At 59.1% G+C, this 16977-nt stretch carries 22 protein-coding genes and 1 tRNA gene; 15 read left to right on the top strand and 8 right to left on the bottom strand.

Going from position 1 to position 16977, the window contains the following annotated elements:
- The 4 genes from ACRESD_RS20285 to ACRESD_RS20300 all read left to right on the top strand — a co-directional run.
- The coding region (locus tag ACRESD_RS20285) for a Bug family tripartite tricarboxylate transporter substrate binding protein (protein ID WP_431752530.1) at nucleotides 1–797 on the top strand (797 nt) is incomplete at its 5' end.
- A 60-nt stretch (nucleotides 798–857) separates the two neighbouring features.
- A complete protein-coding gene (locus tag ACRESD_RS20290) occupies nucleotides 858–1316 on the top strand; it encodes a tripartite tricarboxylate transporter TctB family protein (RefSeq protein WP_431752531.1) in 459 nt (152 codons plus the stop codon).
- A 1-nt stretch (nucleotide 1317) separates the two neighbouring features.
- Complete coding sequence (locus ACRESD_RS20295; RefSeq protein WP_431752532.1) at nucleotides 1318–2832, top strand: tripartite tricarboxylate transporter permease; 1515 nt, start codon at nucleotides 1318–1320, stop codon at nucleotides 2830–2832.
- Nucleotides 2825–3859, top strand: a complete 1035-nt coding sequence (locus tag ACRESD_RS20300) for an AbrB family transcriptional regulator (protein WP_431752533.1) — start codon at nucleotides 2825–2827, stop codon at nucleotides 3857–3859. Before ACRESD_RS20295 ends, ACRESD_RS20300 begins: the two co-directional genes overlap by 8 nt.
- 6 nt (nucleotides 3860–3865) lie before the next feature.
- Here ACRESD_RS20300 and ung read toward each other — a convergent pair whose 3' ends face one another.
- Nucleotides 3866–4558: a uracil-DNA glycosylase gene (gene ung / locus ACRESD_RS20305; RefSeq protein WP_431752534.1), complete on the bottom strand. Its 693-nt coding sequence runs from the start codon at nucleotides 4556–4558 to the stop codon at nucleotides 3866–3868.
- Between the two features lie 136 nt (nucleotides 4559–4694).
- On the opposite strand from ung, the gene ACRESD_RS20310 reads away from it, so the two are divergent.
- Nucleotides 4695–5807, top strand: coding sequence for an enoyl-CoA hydratase/isomerase family protein (locus tag ACRESD_RS20310; RefSeq protein ID WP_431752535.1), 1113 nt, complete (start codon nucleotides 4695–4697; stop codon nucleotides 5805–5807).
- A gap of 7 nt (nucleotides 5808–5814) precedes the next feature.
- Here ACRESD_RS20310 and ACRESD_RS20315 read toward each other — a convergent pair whose 3' ends face one another.
- Complete coding sequence (locus ACRESD_RS20315) at nucleotides 5815–6246, bottom strand: DUF3757 domain-containing protein (protein ID WP_431752536.1); 432 nt, start codon at nucleotides 6244–6246, stop codon at nucleotides 5815–5817.
- A gap of 157 nt (nucleotides 6247–6403) precedes the next feature.
- Entirely contained in the window at nucleotides 6404–6742 is a 339-nt protein-coding gene (locus tag ACRESD_RS20320) for a hypothetical protein (RefSeq protein ID WP_431752537.1), read from the bottom strand.
- A gap of 234 nt (nucleotides 6743–6976) precedes the next feature.
- Between ACRESD_RS20320 and ACRESD_RS20325 the strand changes: the two genes are divergently transcribed.
- From ACRESD_RS20325 to ACRESD_RS20340, 4 genes are all read left to right on the top strand, one after another.
- On the top strand, nucleotides 6977–7189 hold the full coding sequence (locus ACRESD_RS20325) for a cysteine-rich CWC family protein (protein ID WP_431752538.1): 213 nt from the start codon (nucleotides 6977–6979) through the stop codon (nucleotides 7187–7189).
- The gene (locus ACRESD_RS20330) at nucleotides 7189–7881 is read left to right on the top strand and encodes a 16S rRNA pseudouridine(516) synthase (RefSeq protein WP_431752539.1); all 693 of its coding nucleotides are present in this window, start codon (nucleotides 7189–7191) and stop codon (nucleotides 7879–7881) included. The genes ACRESD_RS20325 and ACRESD_RS20330 overlap by 1 nt, the downstream gene beginning before the upstream one ends.
- Nucleotides 7882–8187: 306 nt before the next feature.
- Nucleotides 8188–9072 (top strand): alpha/beta fold hydrolase, encoded by an 885-nt coding sequence (locus ACRESD_RS20335; RefSeq protein WP_431752540.1) that lies wholly within the window; start codon nucleotides 8188–8190, stop codon nucleotides 9070–9072.
- A gap of 163 nt (nucleotides 9073–9235) precedes the next feature.
- Nucleotides 9236–9309, top strand: a tRNA-Gly gene (locus tag ACRESD_RS20340).
- 76 nt (nucleotides 9310–9385) lie between these two features.
- Here ACRESD_RS20340 and ACRESD_RS20345 read toward each other — a convergent pair.
- Together ACRESD_RS20345 and ACRESD_RS20350 are read right to left on the bottom strand one after the other, a co-directional pair.
- Entirely contained in the window at nucleotides 9386–10579 is a 1194-nt protein-coding gene (locus tag ACRESD_RS20345) for an MFS transporter (RefSeq protein ID WP_431752541.1), read from the bottom strand.
- Nucleotides 10576–11739 (bottom strand): MFS transporter, encoded by a 1164-nt coding sequence (locus tag ACRESD_RS20350; RefSeq protein ID WP_431752542.1) that lies wholly within the window; start codon nucleotides 11737–11739, stop codon nucleotides 10576–10578. Before ACRESD_RS20350 ends, ACRESD_RS20345 begins: the two co-directional genes overlap by 4 nt.
- Nucleotides 11740–11834: 95 nt before the next feature.
- On the opposite strand from ACRESD_RS20350, the gene ACRESD_RS20355 reads away from it, so the two are divergent.
- From ACRESD_RS20355 to ACRESD_RS20370, 4 genes are all read left to right on the top strand, one after another.
- On the top strand, nucleotides 11835–12728 hold the full coding sequence (locus tag ACRESD_RS20355; protein WP_431752543.1) for a LysR family transcriptional regulator: 894 nt from the start codon (nucleotides 11835–11837) through the stop codon (nucleotides 12726–12728).
- A 168-nt stretch (nucleotides 12729–12896) separates the two neighbouring features.
- Nucleotides 12897–13079 carry a type II toxin-antitoxin system HicA family toxin gene (locus ACRESD_RS20360; protein WP_431752544.1) on the top strand — a complete coding sequence of 61 codons (183 nt, stop codon included), beginning with the start codon at nucleotides 12897–12899 and terminating at the stop codon, nucleotides 13077–13079.
- Nucleotides 13080–13100: 21 nt separating this feature from the next.
- The gene (locus tag ACRESD_RS20365; RefSeq protein ID WP_431752545.1) at nucleotides 13101–13511 is read left to right on the top strand and encodes a type II toxin-antitoxin system HicB family antitoxin; all 411 of its coding nucleotides are present in this window, start codon (nucleotides 13101–13103) and stop codon (nucleotides 13509–13511) included.
- A gap of 511 nt (nucleotides 13512–14022) precedes the next feature.
- Complete coding sequence (locus tag ACRESD_RS20370) at nucleotides 14023–14523, top strand: methylated-DNA--[protein]-cysteine S-methyltransferase (protein ID WP_431752546.1); 501 nt, start codon at nucleotides 14023–14025, stop codon at nucleotides 14521–14523.
- Between the two features lie 78 nt (nucleotides 14524–14601).
- Here ACRESD_RS20370 and ACRESD_RS20375 read toward each other — a convergent pair whose 3' ends face one another.
- The 3 genes from ACRESD_RS20375 to fos form a co-directional block, all read right to left on the bottom strand.
- Entirely contained in the window at nucleotides 14602–15129 is a 528-nt protein-coding gene (locus ACRESD_RS20375; protein WP_431752547.1) for a DUF4142 domain-containing protein, read from the bottom strand.
- A 120-nt stretch (nucleotides 15130–15249) separates the two neighbouring features.
- A complete protein-coding gene (locus tag ACRESD_RS20380) occupies nucleotides 15250–15891 on the bottom strand; it encodes a LysE family translocator (protein WP_431752548.1) in 642 nt (213 codons plus the stop codon).
- 53 nt (nucleotides 15892–15944) lie between these two features.
- Nucleotides 15945–16355: a fosfomycin resistance glutathione transferase gene (gene fos, locus ACRESD_RS20385; RefSeq protein WP_431752549.1), complete on the bottom strand. Its 411-nt coding sequence runs from the start codon at nucleotides 16353–16355 to the stop codon at nucleotides 15945–15947.
- Nucleotides 16356–16456: 101 nt separating this feature from the next.
- Here fos and ACRESD_RS20390 point away from each other — a divergent pair, with 101 nt between their 5' ends.
- Nucleotides 16457–16696 carry a CopG family ribbon-helix-helix protein gene (locus ACRESD_RS20390; RefSeq protein ID WP_431752550.1) on the top strand — a complete coding sequence of 80 codons (240 nt, stop codon included), beginning with the start codon at nucleotides 16457–16459 and terminating at the stop codon, nucleotides 16694–16696.
- A complete protein-coding gene (locus tag ACRESD_RS20395; protein WP_431752551.1) occupies nucleotides 16686–16970 on the top strand; it encodes a type II toxin-antitoxin system RelE/ParE family toxin in 285 nt (94 codons plus the stop codon). The genes ACRESD_RS20390 and ACRESD_RS20395 overlap by 11 nt, the downstream gene beginning before the upstream one ends.
- The last annotated feature ends 7 nt before the right edge of the window (nucleotides 16971–16977 follow it).

The raw sequence follows: 16977 nt of genomic DNA on the forward strand, positions 1-16977 counted from the left end.
TGCGCGTGACCTACATGCCCGGCGGCGTGGGCGCGGTGGCCTATAACGCCGTGGTGGCCCAGCGGCCTGCCGATGCCGGCACGCTGGTTGCCTGGTCCAGCGGTTCACTGCTGAACCTGGCCCAAGGCAAGTTCGGTCGCTTTGATGAAAGCGCCGTACGCTGGTTGGCGGCGGTAGGCACCAGCTACGGTGCCATCGCGGTGAAAAGCGATTCGCCCTACAAGACCCTCGACGACCTGGTCAAAGCCCTGAAGAAAGATCCAGGCAGCGTCGTGATCGGCTCCGGCGGCACCGTCGGCAGCCAGGACTGGATGCAAACCGCACTGATCGCCAAGGCCGCCGGGATCAACCCGCGTGAACTGCGCTACGTGGCCCTCGAAGGCGGCGGTGAAATCGCCACCGCCCTGCTCGGCGGGCATATCCAGGTGGGCAGTACCGATATCTCCGACTCCATGCCACACATCTTGAGCGGTGACATGCGCCTGCTGGCGGTATTCGCTGAAGAGCGCCTGGACGAACCGGAAATGAAGAACATTCCAACCGCCAAGGAACAAGGCTACGACATCGTCTGGCCTGTGGTACGTGGCTTCTACCTGGGGCCAAAAGTCAGCGATGCCGACTACGCCTGGTGGAAAGACGCGTTCGACAAACTGCTGGCCTCCGAAGAGTTCGCCAAGCTGCGTGACCAGCGCGAGCTGTTCCCGTTCGCCATGACCGGACCGGAGCTGGACACCTACGTGAAGAAACAGGTGGCGGACTACAAAGTGCTGGCCAAAGAGTTCGGCCTGATCCAGTAAACGCCCCTCTTTTGCTTGGCTGCGCCCTCCTTAGCGGGCGGCGCGGCCCAGGAGTTCCACATGCTCTTACAACGCATTTTTGCCTCAGTGATGCTGCTGGCCTGCGCGGGTCTCGCGCTGATGGCCTGGCCGTATCAGGCGTCGTTTTCCTACGAGCCGGTCGGGCCTCGCGCCTACCCGCTGCTGATGCTCGGGCTGATGAGCCTGGGCCTGCTGTACATGCTGTTTCGCCCACAACCCACCAAGCACACCGAGGAAGAACCGGCACTAGACCGCGAAACCCTGATCAAGATCGGCATCTGCGTGGCACTGCTGCTGGTCTTTGCCGGCACCTTCGAGTCCCTGGGTTTCATCCTCAGCAGCATGTTGATCGGTATTCCAATGGCACGGCTGTATGGCGGCCGCTGGTTACCCGGTGCGGTGATCATCAGCTTGATGAGCGTCGGTCTTTATCTGCTGTTCGATAAAGCCATGGACGTACCGCTGCCCCTCGGCCTGCTCGACGTTCTGGAGAACTGATATGGATACTTTCGGCTATTTGGGCCAGGGCTTCGGCGTTGCACTGACCCCTTACAACCTGATCACCGCACTGTGCGGCACCTTGATCGGCACCGTGGTCGGCCTGTTGCCGGGCCTGGGGCCCATCAACGGCGTGGCGTTGTTGATCCCCATCGCCTTTGCCTTGGGCCTGCCGCCTGAGTCGGCGTTGATCCTGCTGGCCGCCGTGTACCTGGGTTGCGAATACGGCGGGCGCATCAGCTCGATCCTGCTCAACATCCCGGGCGAAGCCTCTACCGTGATGACCACCCTCGACGGCTACCCGATGGCCCGCAAAGGCCTGGCCGGTGTAGCGCTGTCATTGTCGGCGTGGAGTTCGTTCATCGGTGCATTCATCGCCACCTGCGGCATGGTGCTGTTTGCGCCGCTGCTGGCCAAATGGGCGATCGCCTTTGGCCCGGCGGAATATTTCGTCCTGATGGTGTTCGCGATTGTCTGCCTTGGTGGCATGGCCGGTGACAAACCATTGAAGACCTTCGTGGCGGCGCTGATCGGCCTGTTCCTTTCGGCTGTGGGCATCGACGCCAACAGCGGCGTATACCGCTTTACCGGCGACAACATCCACCTCACCGACGGCATTCAGTTCGTGGTGTTGGTGCTGGGCCTGTTTTCCATCAGCGAGATCCTGTTGCTGCTGGAAAAAACCCACCGGGGCCAGGAAGCCGTGAAGGCCACCGGGCGCATGATGTTTAACCTCAAGGAAGCGGGCGCGGTCTTCGTCGTCAACATCCGCTGCGGTTTGCTCGGCTTCATCATGGGCGTATTGCCTGGCGCCGGTGCCACATTGGCCTCGGCCGTGGCCTACATGACCGAAAAACGCCTGGCCGGTGCCAGCGGTAAATTCGGCCAGGGCGACATGCGTGGCCTCGCTGCGCCGGAGACCGCCATCGGTGCATCCGCCTGCGGCGCGCTGGTGCCGATGCTGACCCTCGGCGTACCCGGTTCGGGCACCACGGCGGTGATGATCGGCGCGCTGTCGCTGTACAACATCACACCCGGCCCGCTGCTGTTCCAACAGCAACCCGACATCGTCTGGGGCCTGATCGCGTCGTTGTTTATCGCCAACATCATGCTGGTGATCCTCAACATCCCGATGATCCGCATCTTCACGCGTATCCTCGCCGTGCCGAACTGGGCGCTGGTGCCAGTGATCGCCATCATCACTGCGATCGGTGTGTACGCCGTGCACGCCACCACCTTCGACCTGTTCCTGATGATCGGCATCGGTATCTTCGGCTACATCCTGCGCAAGCTGGACTTCCCACTGTCGCCGGTGCTGCTGGGCTTTATCCTCGGCGGCCTGATGGAGCAGAACCTGCGCCGTGCGCTGTCGATTTCCAACGGTGCGTTGGACATCCTCTGGTCGAGCCCGATCACCTTTGGTGTGTGGGTGCTGACGGTACTGATGCTGGCCTTGCCGCTGCTACGTATCTACCGCAAACGTGCCCTGCAGCGTCGTGCCGTGGCCGATGTCTGAAGCCACCTTTAAACAATGGTGGGGAACACCGCTGGTCGGCCTGGCCGGCGGTTACCTGGCCAGCCTGGTCGGCTGGCCTTTGCCGTATATGGTCGGCTCATTGCTGGCGATCATCCTGGTGCGTTGCCTCACGCCGTGGCAGTTGGCGGAGATTCCTGGCGGGCGCAAATGCGGCCAATGGGTGGTGGGTATCGGCATCGGCCTGCACTTCACCCCGGTGGTGATCGAACAGGTGATGAGCCACTTCGGGCTGATCTTCTTCGGTGCGCTGGTCACCAGCTTGTCGAGCATTGTCGGCGTATGGTTGATGCGCCGCAGCGGTGAAGACCGCGCCACCGCGTTTTTTTCCAGCATGCCGGGCGGTTCCGGTGAAATGGTCAACCTCGGCGCACGCAATGGCGCGGTGCTCAGCCGGGTCGCGGCGGGGCAGAGTTTGCGAGTGTTGGTGGTGGTGCTGTGTGTGCCGGCGATCTTCAAGTATGTGCTGGAGGGCGGCGCGCCGCAGTTTCATCCGGCGCCGGTGAGTTGGCCTTGGCTGTTAGCGCTGTTTCCGGTTGGCGCGTTGGTCGCCTGGGGGTGGCAACGCTTGCGTCAGCCGAACCCGTGGCTGTTCGGGCCGCTGCTGGTGAGTGCTACCGCGAGTGTTATCTGGGACTTGCATATCGGCCTGCCCGACGGCGGCAGCCAGATTGGCCAATGGCTGATCGGCAGCGGTCTGGGTTGCCACTTCAACCGGCAGTTCTTCCGTCGGGCACCATCGTTCATGGGCCGCACCTTGATTGGCACGGCGTTGACCATGGCGCTGGCGACCTTGGCGGCAGTGGGGTTGAGCGCCTTGACTGGCCTTGATCTGCGCTCACTGACCTTGGGCATGATGCCCGGCGGTATTGCCGAGATGAGTCTTACAGCCGAGACCCTGCAACTGTCGGTGCCGTTGGTGACAGCGATGCAGGTGATGCGCTTGTTGTTTGTCTTGTTTTTGGCGGAGCCGTTGTTCAGGCATTGGAACCGCCAACCCCAACCGTAAACCGAATCAGAGTGGCGGCAACCGCCACTCGATCGGGGTCTCGCCATTCTGCTCAAGAAACTTGTTGGTGCGACTGAAATGCCCACACCCCAAGAACCCGCGATACGCCGACAACGGCGAAGGGTGCACTGACGTCAGTACCAAGTGCTTGGTGGCATCTATCAACTTCTGCTTGCTCTGAGCGTGGGCGCCCCACAGCAGGAACACCAAGTGCGGCTGATGCTGGCTGACGACCTCGATAATCCGATCAGTAAAGAACTGCCAGCCCTTGCCCGCATGGGCGTTGGCATTGGCGCGCTCGACGGTCATGGTGGTGTTGAGCAACAACACGCCCTGCTCGGCCCAGCTTTGCAGGTAGCCGTGGTTGGGGATGTCGATGTTCAGGTCGCGCTTGAGTTCTTTGTAGATATTGACCAGCGACGGTGGCGCCGGCACGCCTGGTTGCACCGAAAAGCACAGCCCATGTGCCTGGCCAGGGCCGTGATACGGGTCTTGACCGAGGATCACCACCTTGACCTTGTCCAACGGCGTGGAATTGAGCGCATTGAAAATCAGCGGTCCGGGCGGATAAATCTCTTTGCCTGCGGCATGTTCCTGGCGCAGGAACTCGCGCAACTGGGCCATGTACGGCAGCTCGAACTGATCCCGCAGGGCGTGTTTCCAGCTGGGTTCGAGTTTGATACGGTCGTCTTCGGTCATGGTTGAATTGTCTTGTAAAAAAGAATGAGGCGAACCCTAGGAAAGCCGACCCCGCTTGTCAATTGATCTGACACACCAACGGTACTTTCCTATAAAGCGATCATACTCATCCTTCACCTTCTCGATTGAGGTCACGATGAACCTGCACTTCGAAGAGCTGACCGGCAGCGACGGTGCCCGCATCGGCATCGCCAGCCTCGACGCAGAAAAATCCCTGAACGCCCTCTCCTTGCCGATGATCCTGGCCCTGAGCGAACGCCTGGACGCCTGGGCCAAGGATCCGAACATCGTCTGCATACTGCTGCGCGGTAACGGTTCCAAAGCGTTTTGTGCGGGTGGCGAGGTGCGCAGCCTGGCCCAAGCCTGTCGTGAACAGCCCGGCGTGGTGCCCGCCCTGGCTGCACAGTTTTTTGCGGCGGAGTATCGCCTCGACTATCGCTTGCACACTTACCCCAAGCCGCTGATCTGCTGGGGCCACGGCTACGTGCTGGGCGGCGGCATGGGCTTGCTGCAAAGCGCAGCGGTGCGCATCGTGACGCCAAGCAGCCGCCTGGCCATGCCCGAAATCAGCATCGGCCTGTACCCGGATGTAGGCGCCGGCTGGTTTCTCTCGCGCCTGCCCGGCAAATTGGGTTTGTTCCTCGGTCTTACCGGCGCCCATATCAACGGTAGAGATGCCTTGGACATGGGGCTGGCCGACCGTTTCCTGCGCGATGATCAACAAGAGGAACTGATCGACGGCCTGTTGCGCCTGAACTGGCAGGAGCAGACCGCGAAACAGCTCAACAGCTTGCTCAAGGCCCTCAGCCAGGAGGCGCTAAGCCAGCAACCCGAAGCGCAATGGTTGCCGCGCCGTGCGCAGATCGACGAGTGGTTGGACGTGGGAGATGTGCGCGGTGCCTGGCGTGCCTTGAGTCTGCTGCGCAATCACTCTGACCCACTGTTGAGCCGCGCCGGCAAAACCCTCAGCGAAGGTTGCCCGCTGACCGCACACCTGGTCTGGGAGCAGCTGCGGCGTGCCCGTCTTCTGTCGTTGGCCGAAGTATTCCAGATGGAGTACACCTTGAGCCTGAACTGCTGCCGTCACCCGGAATTTGCCGAAGGCGTACGGGCGCGATTGATCGATAAGGACCAGACGCCCCATTGGCACTGGCCGGATGTCAACACCGTCCCGGAAGCGGTGGTGCAAGCGCACTTCAACAAGGCCTGGGAAGGGCGCCACCCACTGGCGGATTTATCTGACTACTGACCGCTCACTACAGTTGGCTGTTGACTCTGAAAGCGCAGTTGTCAGGCTGGCTGTCCCGGCACAGATAAACCGGCTGGTTGAATGAGTCTGTGCCAAGCTGCCAATACAACGTACTGGTTAATGACATGTTGGTAGCGAGGTCTCCCGTCACAGGCCTCAAGGCTGCAAGTTGACCGCTACCCGTGCGATAGAGGCACTTGTCCATGTAGCCATTTTCCCGTTCGTCGCCCTTGCCAGGCATGAAGATTGCGCCGACAAACAGATCGATGAAATCGCTGGTTTCGACCTTGGGGCTTTGCCACAACACTTTCTTGTCCGCGATTTTGAAATGCCCGTCGATGTATTTGATCGTCGATGGATACGGGCAACCTTGCTCGGCCCGCGCTTGGCCAACGACGCTGATCGTCAATATAAGCAGGCCTATCAGTTGTTTGAACATTGGGAGGTTCATTGAATAGTCGCTCCACTGAACAAGCACTATGGCTCTTTCGGCAGTGAAATATGATTTGAACCCTAAAGATAGCTGTTAAATCTGACAGTTCTGATAAACGACACGTATAAAAAAGCGGCGCATCCAGCGCCGCTTGTTTGACTCTTTAACGATGACCGCCGTGTCCACCTCCATGATCGGACCCACGCCCCTGGCCACCATTGCCCCAACGATTCCCCCAGCCCTGGTTTTGATAAGGCCGGTAACCGGGTCGTGGGTAATAACGCGGCGCTGGTTGGTAATACCGGGGTGCCGAGTAATAGCGAGGTGACGGGGCATAATAGCTACGCCCGTACGGGTAATAGGCAGGACCGCCGTAGTAATAAGCCGGTGCCGGCGCCGTGTAGACTTCCGAGCGGTAGTAAGTGCCGCCGCCATCGTAGTAAGGCACGCAAGCTGACAGGGTCAGGCCGAGAAAAACGGTGAGCAGCAGTCGTCGATACATGGCGGCCTCCTGGACCGCGAAAGAGCACCTCCAGCGACGCTGGGGGGCGGCATTCAGATTTCACTGAATGACGAAATATCTGACATCAAAAACCGAATCTGGTGCGTTCTTGTCACAACCTGAAACACCTGTTTCGGACGAACAGAGCCTGCCTGTCGTACTGGAACCAAGCTGGCGGGCGCTGTATCGTGCCGGGACTTCCCGAGCCACTGCCCCTACCCTCTGAATCGAGCGATGATCACGCCAACTATTTGCCCTGCCTGTGGCGCCCGTAATGACTGCACGCTGGCCGACCCACGCACTGTCGATCAGCCATGCTGGTGTTACGGCGTCACTATCGACCCATCAGTGCTCGAAGCGCTGCCTGATGATCTGCGCAATAAAGCTTGCCTGTGCCCGCGCTGTGCCCAGGTAGACGCGCAACTACGCACGGCTGAGCCTGAGTAATGCGGGTTGATCGCTTTCTCAGTAACTTGCCTCGCTTCAATCGCAAGCAAGTCCGAGGGCTGTTGGTTGAACGGCGGGTCACGGTCGATGGTGTGGCGATCAGCGACCCGCACCATGATGTGCGCATATTCCATCGTGTATGTGTTGACGATGAAGTCCTGGATGCGGGTATAACGGCGCGCTATTTCATGTTGCATAATGCGCAAGGCTGCGTGAGCGCCACCTCAGACCCGCAACACCCGACAGTCCTCGATTTACTCGACGAACCGGACAAAGGCGAGCTGCATATCGCTGGCCGCCTGGATTTCAATACCACCGGCCTGATGCTGATCACCAATGACGGTCTGTGGTCGCGGCGCCTCACGCAACCTCAGACCAAACTGCCCAAGGTCTATCTGGTGGAGACCGAGCAGGCTATCGGTGATGAGTACGCGGCGACGTTTGCGCAGGGCTTGTATTTCGCCTTCGAGGACCTCACCACCCAACCTGCGCATCTGCAAATATTGGGACCGAGGACAGCGCGGCTGGCCATCATTGAAGGCCGCTATCATCAGGTAAAACGCATGTTCGGTCATTTTGATAATAAAGTGATCCGCTTGCATCGTGAGCGGATGGGCCCTCTGGTGCTGGATGCAGCTCTTGCGCCGGGTGAGTATCGAGAACTGACGGTCGACGAAATCCAACAGGTCTGACGACCGTTCGGCCGGTGATCGCAAAAACCCATTTCTGTGACTTGCGACTTCCAACGTCTGCTGCTTGAATCAGACCGTCGGCCAAAATATGACTGATGAGTCGCCTATAACCTCCAAGAAACACTTTGCCCCGCCCGCGCTTGATCTACGGGCCTCCCCGGCAAACAGCCCGCCATAACAACACCCGTCGGCCAGCCGTCATCGGATCGACATGGGCCCTCATTTTTTCCAGGCGTATGCCTACCTGTCACAAAGCTCGTGCAGAGTCATCTGCGCGCCCTACCCGCTTGCCAGGAGTCTTACGACATGAGGCCAGAAATCGCTGTGTTGGATATACAGGGTCAGTATCGGGTTTACACGGAGTTCTATCGCGCGGAAGCTGCTGACAAGACCATCATCCTGGTCAACGGCTCCATGGCCACCACGGCATCTTTCGCCCAAACCGTGAAAAGCCTGTACCCACAATTCAATGTGGTTTTGTATGACCAGCCCTACGCTGGTCGCTCCAAAATCCATAACCGTCATGAGCAGATGCTGACCAAGGAAGTCGAAGGCCAGATCCTCCTGGAGCTCATCGACCACTTCGCCGCCGAGCATGTGTTGTCGTTCTCGTGGGGCGGTGCCGCCACCCTGGTCGCCCTTGCCCAGCGGCCCCGGCGCGTGGAAAAAGCCGTGATCAGCTCGTTCTCCCCAGTGATCAACGCGCCCATGCGCGATTACCTTGAGCGCGGCGTCGACTACCTCGGCAACCTCGATCGTCACAGCGTCGGCCACCTGGTCAACAGCACCATCGGCAAGCACCTGCCATCGCTGTTCAAGCGCTTCAACTACAAGCACGTGAGCAGCCTGGCCGAGCACGAATATGGACAAATGCACTTTCACATCAACCATGTGCTGAACGGCGATCGGCTGTGCTACCTCAAGGCGGCCAAACAGATCAACATTCCGGTGCTGTTTCTGAATGGCGAATGGGACGAGTACACCAGCGCCCAGGACGCCAAGCTGTTCGGCCAGCACGTAGCCAACAGCAGCTTCAGCACCATTCAGGCAACCGGGCATTTCCTGGATATGGAGCACAAGGCGGCATGCCGAGACAGCCGTGATGCGGTGGTGGGTTTCTTGAAACCACAGCGTAAGGCCAGTCGATTGCGCTTCCACCAGGGCCAGACGCAACATGCCTTTGCGATCTGAGGTGCAAGCTTGTGTGGGAGCTGGCTTGCCTGCGATAGCATCACTGAAGTGTGACGGACACTCCGAGGTGTCGATATCGCAGTCAAGCCAGCGCCCACACCCATATTTTTGAAGAAAAACTTCAAATCCCGGCGAACATCTGGTACAAAGTCAGCCGCTCTAAGCGGGTATAGTTTAATGGTAGAACAGTAGCTTCCCAAGCTTCCGACGAGGGTTCGATTCCCTCTACCCGCTCCACTCAGATTTTGCTCTCACGTCGAGGTGATTCATGACGGGGGACACATAAAAAACCGGTCCTTGGCGACCGGTTTTTTTATACCTCAAATTTGTCATCCCGTTGCACCACCCACGCCAACGGCAGCGTCACCAACAACAGTCCCGCCAACACCATCACCGCCATCGGCACACCCAATACATCCCCGATCCCACCAAACATCACCGGCGCCAGCGCCCCACCACCAATAGTGCCGGTGTAAAACAGCGCAAACGCCTGTTCCCGCTTGCCCGCACCGGCCAAGTCCGGTACTGCGCCGTACAGCACCGATGACGTGCCATTAAGGACCAGGCCCAGCACCGGCAGTATCACCATCAACCCGGTCAGCGGCAGGTACACAGCCGTGACAATCAGGAGCGCGGTGCTGGTCTCCGTCAGCCATACGGTTTTCATCATGCCGATACGCGCACCGAGGTAACCGCAAAGCAACTTACCGAATGCGCCGCCGATAAACAGCATCGTCAGCGCCAAGCCGATACCGGCAGTACCGGCACCTTTGGCCTGTATCAGGAACGGCAGGAAAGTCAGAAATCCCATGCGTACGGCGCTGTCGAGGGTACCGGTGAGAATCAATGCGCGCAGGCCAGTGGTTGAGCCCGTTCTGCTGAGCGGCCTGGCCTTTTTTGTGGCAGTGGATTCGCAGGCTTGCGTAGGCACCAACCTCCATAGGACCAGCGCCGCAGCCACCCCTATCAAGCCCAGCAGTGTGGCACTGGCACGCCAGCTGACAACGGTAAGCAGCAGGCCGACCAACCCCGGAATCAGGGTTTTGCCAACGTCACCTGAAAAGTTGTACTGGGACAGCGCTTGCTTGACGCCACCACCCTCCTCATAGGCGTCAGTGATCATCGAGGATGCCAGCGGATGCTGGGTGCTGGCGCCCAGTCCACCGAGCAGCAGTGCCAGCAGTAGCATGGCCAGGCCGCTGGCTTGCCCGACCAACAAGTATGCCGCGCCCGCCAGTGCGGTGCCCCCCACCAGCATCGGCATGCGCCCCCAGCGCTTGGCCGCGCGACTGGCCATGAGTTGGAACACCGCCATCATCCCGGAATAGGCACCTCGCAACAGGCCGATCTGGGCGTAGGACAACGCGAACTGGGTTTGCCAGATCGGCAACAACACGTAGATGACATCAGTCAGGCCATCGTGCACCGCATGGGCGCCACAACCGGCGATCAGTGAGCGGCGGCGGGTGGATTTCTCGGTGACAGACAAAGCGAGGGTATCGTTCATGGTGTCGGTACACGTTCAGGTTTAACAGGTTTCCAACCGGTCAGGGCGATCAGTAGGGTGAGGAGTTGGAGTCCGATAATCAGGCTCACGCAGCCAACCCAACCCCAGTGCTCCCAGATCAACGCCGGGACGATGGCACCGCAACTACCGCCCAGGTAATAGCAGGTGAGGTAGACGCCAACGGCAGCGGCCTTGTTGTCCCGGGCGGTAGCCGTGGTGAAGGCATTGGCGGCGGCCTGGGCGAGAAATACACCCGTAGAACTGAGGGCCAGGCCCACCACGATGCACCACAAGGGCGGCAACAGGGTCAACGCCGAACCTGTGACGCCGAGCACGGCGGCAACGCTTAGCAGCTCAGCATGGGGCCGGGCCTTGCTGAGGCGACCGGCGACGGGGATCACGATCAAGGCCAGCAGGAACACCATGTAAAGCGTCCCCAAGGCTGCAGGTCCAAGGTTGTAAGGCGGTAGGCCAAGGTACAAACCAGCGTAGGTAAACGCTGCAACCTGGGAAAACAACACGCAGAAACCTACAGCGTAGGTTGCCAACAACGGCTTGCGAAAGATGCCCGATGAGGCCACTTTCACCGGCAACGCCCGTGGCCGATTGGCGGGTAATAGAAACTGGATAAACCCGCCCACCATCAGACTCAACACCGCCACCCCTTCAAAGGCATCGCGCCAGCCCACATATTCAGTCATCACCCCCGTCACGAAGCGCCCGGCAAACCCGCCCAACACAGTTCCAGCCACATAGAGGCTGGTGACTTCAGTCACCGTGCCACCACTCCAGCGATCGCCGATGTAAGCCACGCTGGTGGCAAACACCACTGGGATCAACATGCCTTCGACGAATCGCCATACCAGCACTTCGGCGAAGCTCCCGGCATACGCCGTCATCAACGCCGGCACTGCCAGCAACAACGCGGCCACGACGATCACTGTACGTTGCTCGAAACGCCCGGTCAGTCGGCTGACAAAGGGCGCAGTGATAGCCACCGCCAAGGTGGTGACGGTGATGCTCCACCCCGCCGCCTTGGCGCTGATCTGAAACTGCGCGGCAAAGGTCTGGAGAATGCTCTGGGTCGCATAGAGGTTGAGAAACGCCGCGCAGCCACACAAAAACAGGGCCAGGCGGGCACAATGCAGGCGCGGTTTCATGAAACCTCTCGTTTTATTTTGTAGCGCCTTTATAAAATGGGCGGCAGGATCGTGACCAATACCGATTTCCGACCGATCAATACCCAAGGACCCGGATGCTCGACTTACGCAAGCTGCGTTACTTTCTGACGGTCGCCGAAGAACTGCATTTCGGCCGCGCCGCGCTGCGCCTGCACCTGGCCCAACCACCGCTGACCCGGCAGATCTCGGCCCTGGAGGCGGAGCTGGGCTTCAAGCTGTTTGATCGCACCAGCCGCACGGTGACCCTCACCGCCCAAGGCCGTTCATTCCTACCCTATGCCCGCGGCGTATTGGAGCAGGTCGAATTGGCGCAAGTCATCGCCGGCAAACTGGCCGCCGGCACCGCCGGGCAGCTGGCATTGGGTTATGTCAGCTCTATCGCCTTGTCGGATCTGTTCAGCAAGGCCATCCAGGCGTTCACCCAGCGTTTTCCCGATGTGCAACTGACCCTGGTGGAATGCGCCTCCGGCAGCCTCGGCGCGCAGGTGGCGGATGGGCGACTGGATATCGGACTGAGTCGCCTGCTGCCACAGGACGACGCCGTACAGGCCTTGTCGTTGGGAGAAGAACGATTGGTGGCAGCGGTCTCCAACGAAAGCCCCCTGGCGCTCCAGCCTCAGGTCAGCCTGACACAACTGAGCGCTTACCCGTTGATCCTGTTCCCGCCGGATTACGGATCGGGGTTGAACCAGTCCATCGAGCAGCTTTACCGTCACCACGGCGTTCCCTTGCGCACCGGCCCGACCGGGCGGCAGATCACCTCGATCATTGCTCTGGTGGCAGCCGGGCAAGGTGTGGCGTTGGTGCCGGAATGTACACAGAGCCTGACGAACAAGGGCGTGACGTACAGGCCGTTGGCAGAGGCTGATGCGTGTGCACAGTTGTTGGTGCTGACCCCGAGTGAAACAAGAAGTGTGCTGGTTGAAGCCTTTCTCACCGTTATCACAGCGGCCCTACACACCAACTAACATCTGCGCAAAACCTCGTAATACCTCTCTCCGGCGCCGTTCCTGCGCGCTCATACAATTCACTCAATGCCAAGTGAAACGCCGGTCGTCGACCGTCGGTAGGTAGAGTGTTGATAATTTAATTTCAGTAGTTATAGTAACCACCAACACACACCACAAGGAGGTGATGTGGATAGTCGATATCTGATAGGTCACATCGTTGCGGACGGCTGGTATCTGGTGCGCATCAGGGGCAGCCACCACCACTTCAAGCACCCTGTGAAACCTGGATTGGTAACAATTCCCCATCCCAAAAAAGGCCTGTTGGACAAGACCGCCAAGAGCATCTTGAAACAAGCTCTGCTGAGTTAACGTCCCTGGAGGATTACAGACATGCTTTACCCCATCGCAATTTCAACCGGCGACGACGATCACGCCTGGGGCGTGGAGGTTCCGGATATTCCTGGCTGCTACTCGGCGGGTGACGACCTGGACGACGCCATGGCCATGGCCCGCGAAGCCATCGAAGGGCACTTCGAGATCCTCGCGGAAGACGGCGCGCCGATCCCCAATGCGCAGAAAGTCACCGTACACGCCGCCAACCCACAGTACGCTGGCTGCACCTGGGCGGTGGTGGACATTGATGTCACCAAGTACCTGGGCAAGGCACAGAAGCTCAATATCACGTTGCCGGGTTATCTGCTGAACCGTATCGATGAATACGTACTGCACCACCCTGAAGAAAAAAGCCGCTCAGGCTTTCTTGCGTCGGCGGCACTCAAGGTGTTGCAACAGGATCGTTGACCGCCGCTCAGAACTATCTGAATGCCGTGACGGACCAACACTATGATGATGCCTGCTCGTCAGCTCTGAAAGAAGGACCCGCGCAATGCTTGAACCTGGACAACGCACACCCAAGCCCATACTGCGCCAAGTGATAGGCTGGGTAGTGATAGTGCCACTATTGCTTTCATTGGTGAGGCTGCCGTTTCCGTTTGGGTGGTTTCTGGCCCTAGGTTCGATTGCAGCGTCCGCCTATGGCGTGTGGCTGGCCCGACATAATGCCAGCCGACGTGTGACGGTATTCGCCGGGATCGGCACCCTTCTCAATGTCATTTCATTGATATTGGCGGGTAGCGCATCAGTCCTCATGGCGCTTTATACGTTCACTTGGCTCTACGGGTACCCGTACTACTCCAATTGGGTTTACTGGCACTTCTAGGCCGTCCAAGAATTCGACCGCAAGAACCGTAGTTTTCAATCGGGCAAATGAACTTACAGTAGCCTCGTACCTTTCCTCCTCAGGAGCCCGATCATGTCTTACGAATACAAGCTCATGCCCTCCCCCGTCGGCCAGCTCACCCTGGTAGCACGCAATGGCAAGCTCAGCGCCATCCTGTGGGAAAAAGAGCGCGCCAACCGTGTACGCCTAGGCGAACTGTACGAAGTGAACGACAGCCCGGTGCTACTGGAGGCCGAGCGCCAGTTGAAGGAGTACTTCGCCGGCACCCGTAACCACTTCGAACTGGAGCTGGACTTCGATGGCACCGACTTTCAGAAGCAGGTCTGGCAGGCACTGCTGACCATTCCCTTTGGTGAAACCCGCAGCTACAGCCAGATCGCCCGGCAGATCGGTAATCCAAAGGCCGTACGCGCGGTGGGTGCCGCCAATGGGCGCAATCCGATTTCGATCATCGCGCCATGTCACCGGGTCATTGGTGCCTCTGGCGGGCTGACCGGTTTCGCCGGAGGGCTGGAAGCCAAGCAATATCTGCTCGCACTCGAAGGCGCAGGCCAGGCAGAGCTAGCGTTCTGAGAGGCCTGTACCGCACAGGCATGAAAAAACGGCGGTTGGAGATGATCCAACCGCCGTTCTTCATTGCCAGTGACGGATTCAACCGTCGCCCTGATGACCTTTACCGTAGGTCGACGCCAGGGCCCGGGCTTTCTGCAGACGCTCCTCCAACTTGGGCAGGGTCTCATCCACCAGGGCTTTTATTTCCGGCACATCCGACACCGCGCCTTCCTGCTTGAACAGCGCAATGGCGTCTTCGTTTTCCTTGACCTGCTGCGCGGTGTAGGCAGCGTCAAAGGAGTCGCCGTCCTTGAGTTCCGGCATCAGGGTTTCGGCTTTATCGACGATCTTCTCCCGCGGCGCCACTGGCAAGTCGAGCTTTTTGGCAATCGCCGCCAAGTGCTGGTTGGCCAGGGTGCGTTCGTTGATCACTTCGATGGTGTAATCCTTGATTTCCTGTGACGAGGTCTTGGCGTGGGCCATGCGACTGGTTTCGATATCGGCCATCCCTTTGGCCGAAGCCTGCTCGATGAATTCAGCAGGCGACTGGGCGAAAGCATTGCTGGCGCCGAGGCCCAGCAGCATCGCGAAACTGGCGGTGCGTAACCGGATAGCCATGCGGCTCATGATGGGGTCCTCCAGGGCAAAAATAAGGGCGGGGCAATAAGTCCCCACCCTCAATTCGAATTTTCATGGTGGTAAAGGTTTAGAAAAAACTGGCCAGTGCGACGAACGGTCTTCGTCACCTCAGGCCGGTTTGCTGCCAAACAGCCCCGGCAACGCATGCGCCAGGGCATTGATGGCAAAGCCGATAAACATCACGCCGCAGAGCTTGGTGATCAGTACTTCATGACGTTGATACACCGTGCGCACGCGCTGGGCGCCGACCACACCAATCAGGATCGCGTAAGCCAACAGGCCGCCGAGGAAGCTCAGGACAATCAATGCCGGCAGCATCGACCACGTGAGCAATTCAGCACGGCTGGACAACAACGCGGTAAAGGTTGCAACCGCCACCGGGTACGCCTTGGGGTTGGTCAAGCCGAACAGAATGCCGTGCCAGAACGGATGCCGTGCGGCACCTTGAGGCGCATCGCTGCTGCGACGCTGAGTACGAATGGCACGCCAGCCGAGCCAGAACAGATACAGGCCGCTGAGCACGCCCAACACATCGAATGCACTGCTACCGACTTCCCGTGCGCCGACGATGGCGATCAGCGCTGTGCTGCACCACACCACATCCCCAAGCAAATGCCCGCACAAAAATCCCGCCCCGGCACGGCGGCCACGGGCGGCACCAATGCCGAACACGGCCAGAACGCCCGGGCCAGGCGTAATACCGTAGATAAAACCCGAAGCAACGACGGCGAGCAGCAAGGATGGGGTCATGGACGCGACTCTGACAGACAGTTAAGAGTGGACGGATTCTGCACGTTCTGGTGCTACGGGTAAAACTTCATTCCAGCATAAGGCTTGGCGCGACAGGCTTGAAGACGCGACGCCAAGTCGCCAACGTGGGCCTCGAGCTTATGGCCGTCGGGGTCGAGAAAGTAAAACGAAGCACCTTCGCTGCGGTTATCACGCCACTCTTGCACCCCCGCAGCCCGCAGACGCGTCACGACCTCACTGAAGTCATGAGCGGACACGGTAAACGCATAGTGAGTGTATTCAGCCGTCGGCACCGAGAGACGCGACGGGTCTAGCGACAAACACACCCATAAGCCGGGCAGCGAGAGGTAGGCACCATTATCCCAGGTGGCGTCGAGTCGCAACTGCAACAGCTCATGGTAGAAACTGACGCTGCGGTTCAGGTCGGTAACGGCAAGGGTCAGGTGGTTGAGGCCTGAGAGCATGTCTATATCCTTTACCAGAAGGCCTACTGACGAACGGGGCAAGCCGTGATTTCGGTGACAATGTAGTATGTTGCACTACACACCACTACATCGAGGCTCTTATGTCTGTTATGTCCCTACGCATACCGGAAGACGTCGCCGATACGCTCGCCAGTCTCGCCAAAGCGACCGGGCGCAGCAAATCCTTTCTAGCCGTTGATGCATTGCGCGAGTACCTGACGCGCGAGGCCTGGCAAATCGAAGAAATTCAAAAAGCCCTGAAAGAAGCGGATGCAGGCGACTTCGCGACAGCTGCCGAAGTAAAAGCAGTCGCCAATAAATGGCGTACTAATGCAGGTTGAGTGGCTGAGGGCAGCCCTCAGGAATCTTGACGATGAGGCGGCTTACATTGCCGAAGAAAATCCAAAAGCTGCCCATGAGTTTGTCCAGGCCATCTTGACCGGGCTTGAACACGTCGCTGAGTTTCCAGCAATGGGCAAAGAAGGTCGCGTGCCCGGAACGCGTGAATGGATAGTGCCTCGATGGCCTTACATCGTTCCCTACCGTATTCGAGAAGGGAGGTTACAGGTGATGCGAATTTTTCATACGCGTCGCCAGCCACCTGCTTCTTGGTAACCACTTT

This window comes from Pseudomonas sp. (assembly GCF_050739995.1).
GTDB lineage: Bacteria > Pseudomonadota > Gammaproteobacteria > Pseudomonadales > Pseudomonadaceae > Aquipseudomonas.

What these genes read in the sequence shown, in the direction of transcription:
- fos (WP_431752549.1), bottom strand. Translation starts at nt 16,355, where the DNA reads ATGCTCTCAGGCCTCAACCACCTGACCCTTGCCGTTACCGACCTGAAC.
- ACRESD_RS20345 (WP_431752541.1), bottom strand. Translation starts at nt 10,579, where the DNA reads ATGAACGATACCCTCGCTTTGTCTGTCACCGAGAAATCCACCCGCCGC.
- ACRESD_RS20325 (WP_431752538.1), top strand. Translation starts at nt 6,977, where the DNA reads ATGATCACGCCAACTATTTGCCCTGCCTGTGGCGCCCGTAATGACTGC.
- ACRESD_RS20320 (WP_431752537.1), bottom strand. Translation starts at nt 6,742, where the DNA reads ATGTATCGACGACTGCTGCTCACCGTTTTTCTCGGCCTGACCCTGTCA.
- ACRESD_RS20380 (WP_431752548.1), bottom strand. Translation starts at nt 15,891, where the DNA reads ATGACCCCATCCTTGCTGCTCGCCGTCGTTGCTTCGGGTTTTATCTAC.
- ACRESD_RS20315 (WP_431752536.1), bottom strand. Translation starts at nt 6,246, where the DNA reads ATGTTCAAACAACTGATAGGCCTGCTTATATTGACGATCAGCGTCGTT.
- ACRESD_RS20295 (WP_431752532.1), top strand. Translation starts at nt 1,318, where the DNA reads ATGGATACTTTCGGCTATTTGGGCCAGGGCTTCGGCGTTGCACTGACC.
- ACRESD_RS20375 (WP_431752547.1), bottom strand. Translation starts at nt 15,129, where the DNA reads ATGAGCCGCATGGCTATCCGGTTACGCACCGCCAGTTTCGCGATGCTG.
- ung (WP_431752534.1), bottom strand. Translation starts at nt 4,558, where the DNA reads ATGACCGAAGACGACCGTATCAAACTCGAACCCAGCTGGAAACACGCC.
- ACRESD_RS20330 (WP_431752539.1), top strand. Translation starts at nt 7,189, where the DNA reads ATGCGGGTTGATCGCTTTCTCAGTAACTTGCCTCGCTTCAATCGCAAG.
- ACRESD_RS20365 (WP_431752545.1), top strand. Translation starts at nt 13,101, where the DNA reads ATGCTTTACCCCATCGCAATTTCAACCGGCGACGACGATCACGCCTGG.
- ACRESD_RS20370 (WP_431752546.1), top strand. Translation starts at nt 14,023, where the DNA reads ATGTCTTACGAATACAAGCTCATGCCCTCCCCCGTCGGCCAGCTCACC.
- ACRESD_RS20390 (WP_431752550.1), top strand. Translation starts at nt 16,457, where the DNA reads ATGTCTGTTATGTCCCTACGCATACCGGAAGACGTCGCCGATACGCTC.
- ACRESD_RS20300 (WP_431752533.1), top strand. Translation starts at nt 2,825, where the DNA reads ATGTCTGAAGCCACCTTTAAACAATGGTGGGGAACACCGCTGGTCGGC.
- ACRESD_RS20350 (WP_431752542.1), bottom strand. Translation starts at nt 11,739, where the DNA reads ATGAAACCGCGCCTGCATTGTGCCCGCCTGGCCCTGTTTTTGTGTGGC.
- ACRESD_RS20290 (WP_431752531.1), top strand. Translation starts at nt 858, where the DNA reads ATGCTCTTACAACGCATTTTTGCCTCAGTGATGCTGCTGGCCTGCGCG.
- ACRESD_RS20310 (WP_431752535.1), top strand. Translation starts at nt 4,695, where the DNA reads ATGAACCTGCACTTCGAAGAGCTGACCGGCAGCGACGGTGCCCGCATC.
- ACRESD_RS20355 (WP_431752543.1), top strand. Translation starts at nt 11,835, where the DNA reads ATGCTCGACTTACGCAAGCTGCGTTACTTTCTGACGGTCGCCGAAGAA.
- ACRESD_RS20335 (WP_431752540.1), top strand. Translation starts at nt 8,188, where the DNA reads ATGAGGCCAGAAATCGCTGTGTTGGATATACAGGGTCAGTATCGGGTT.
- ACRESD_RS20395 (WP_431752551.1), top strand. Translation starts at nt 16,686, where the DNA reads ATGCAGGTTGAGTGGCTGAGGGCAGCCCTCAGGAATCTTGACGATGAG.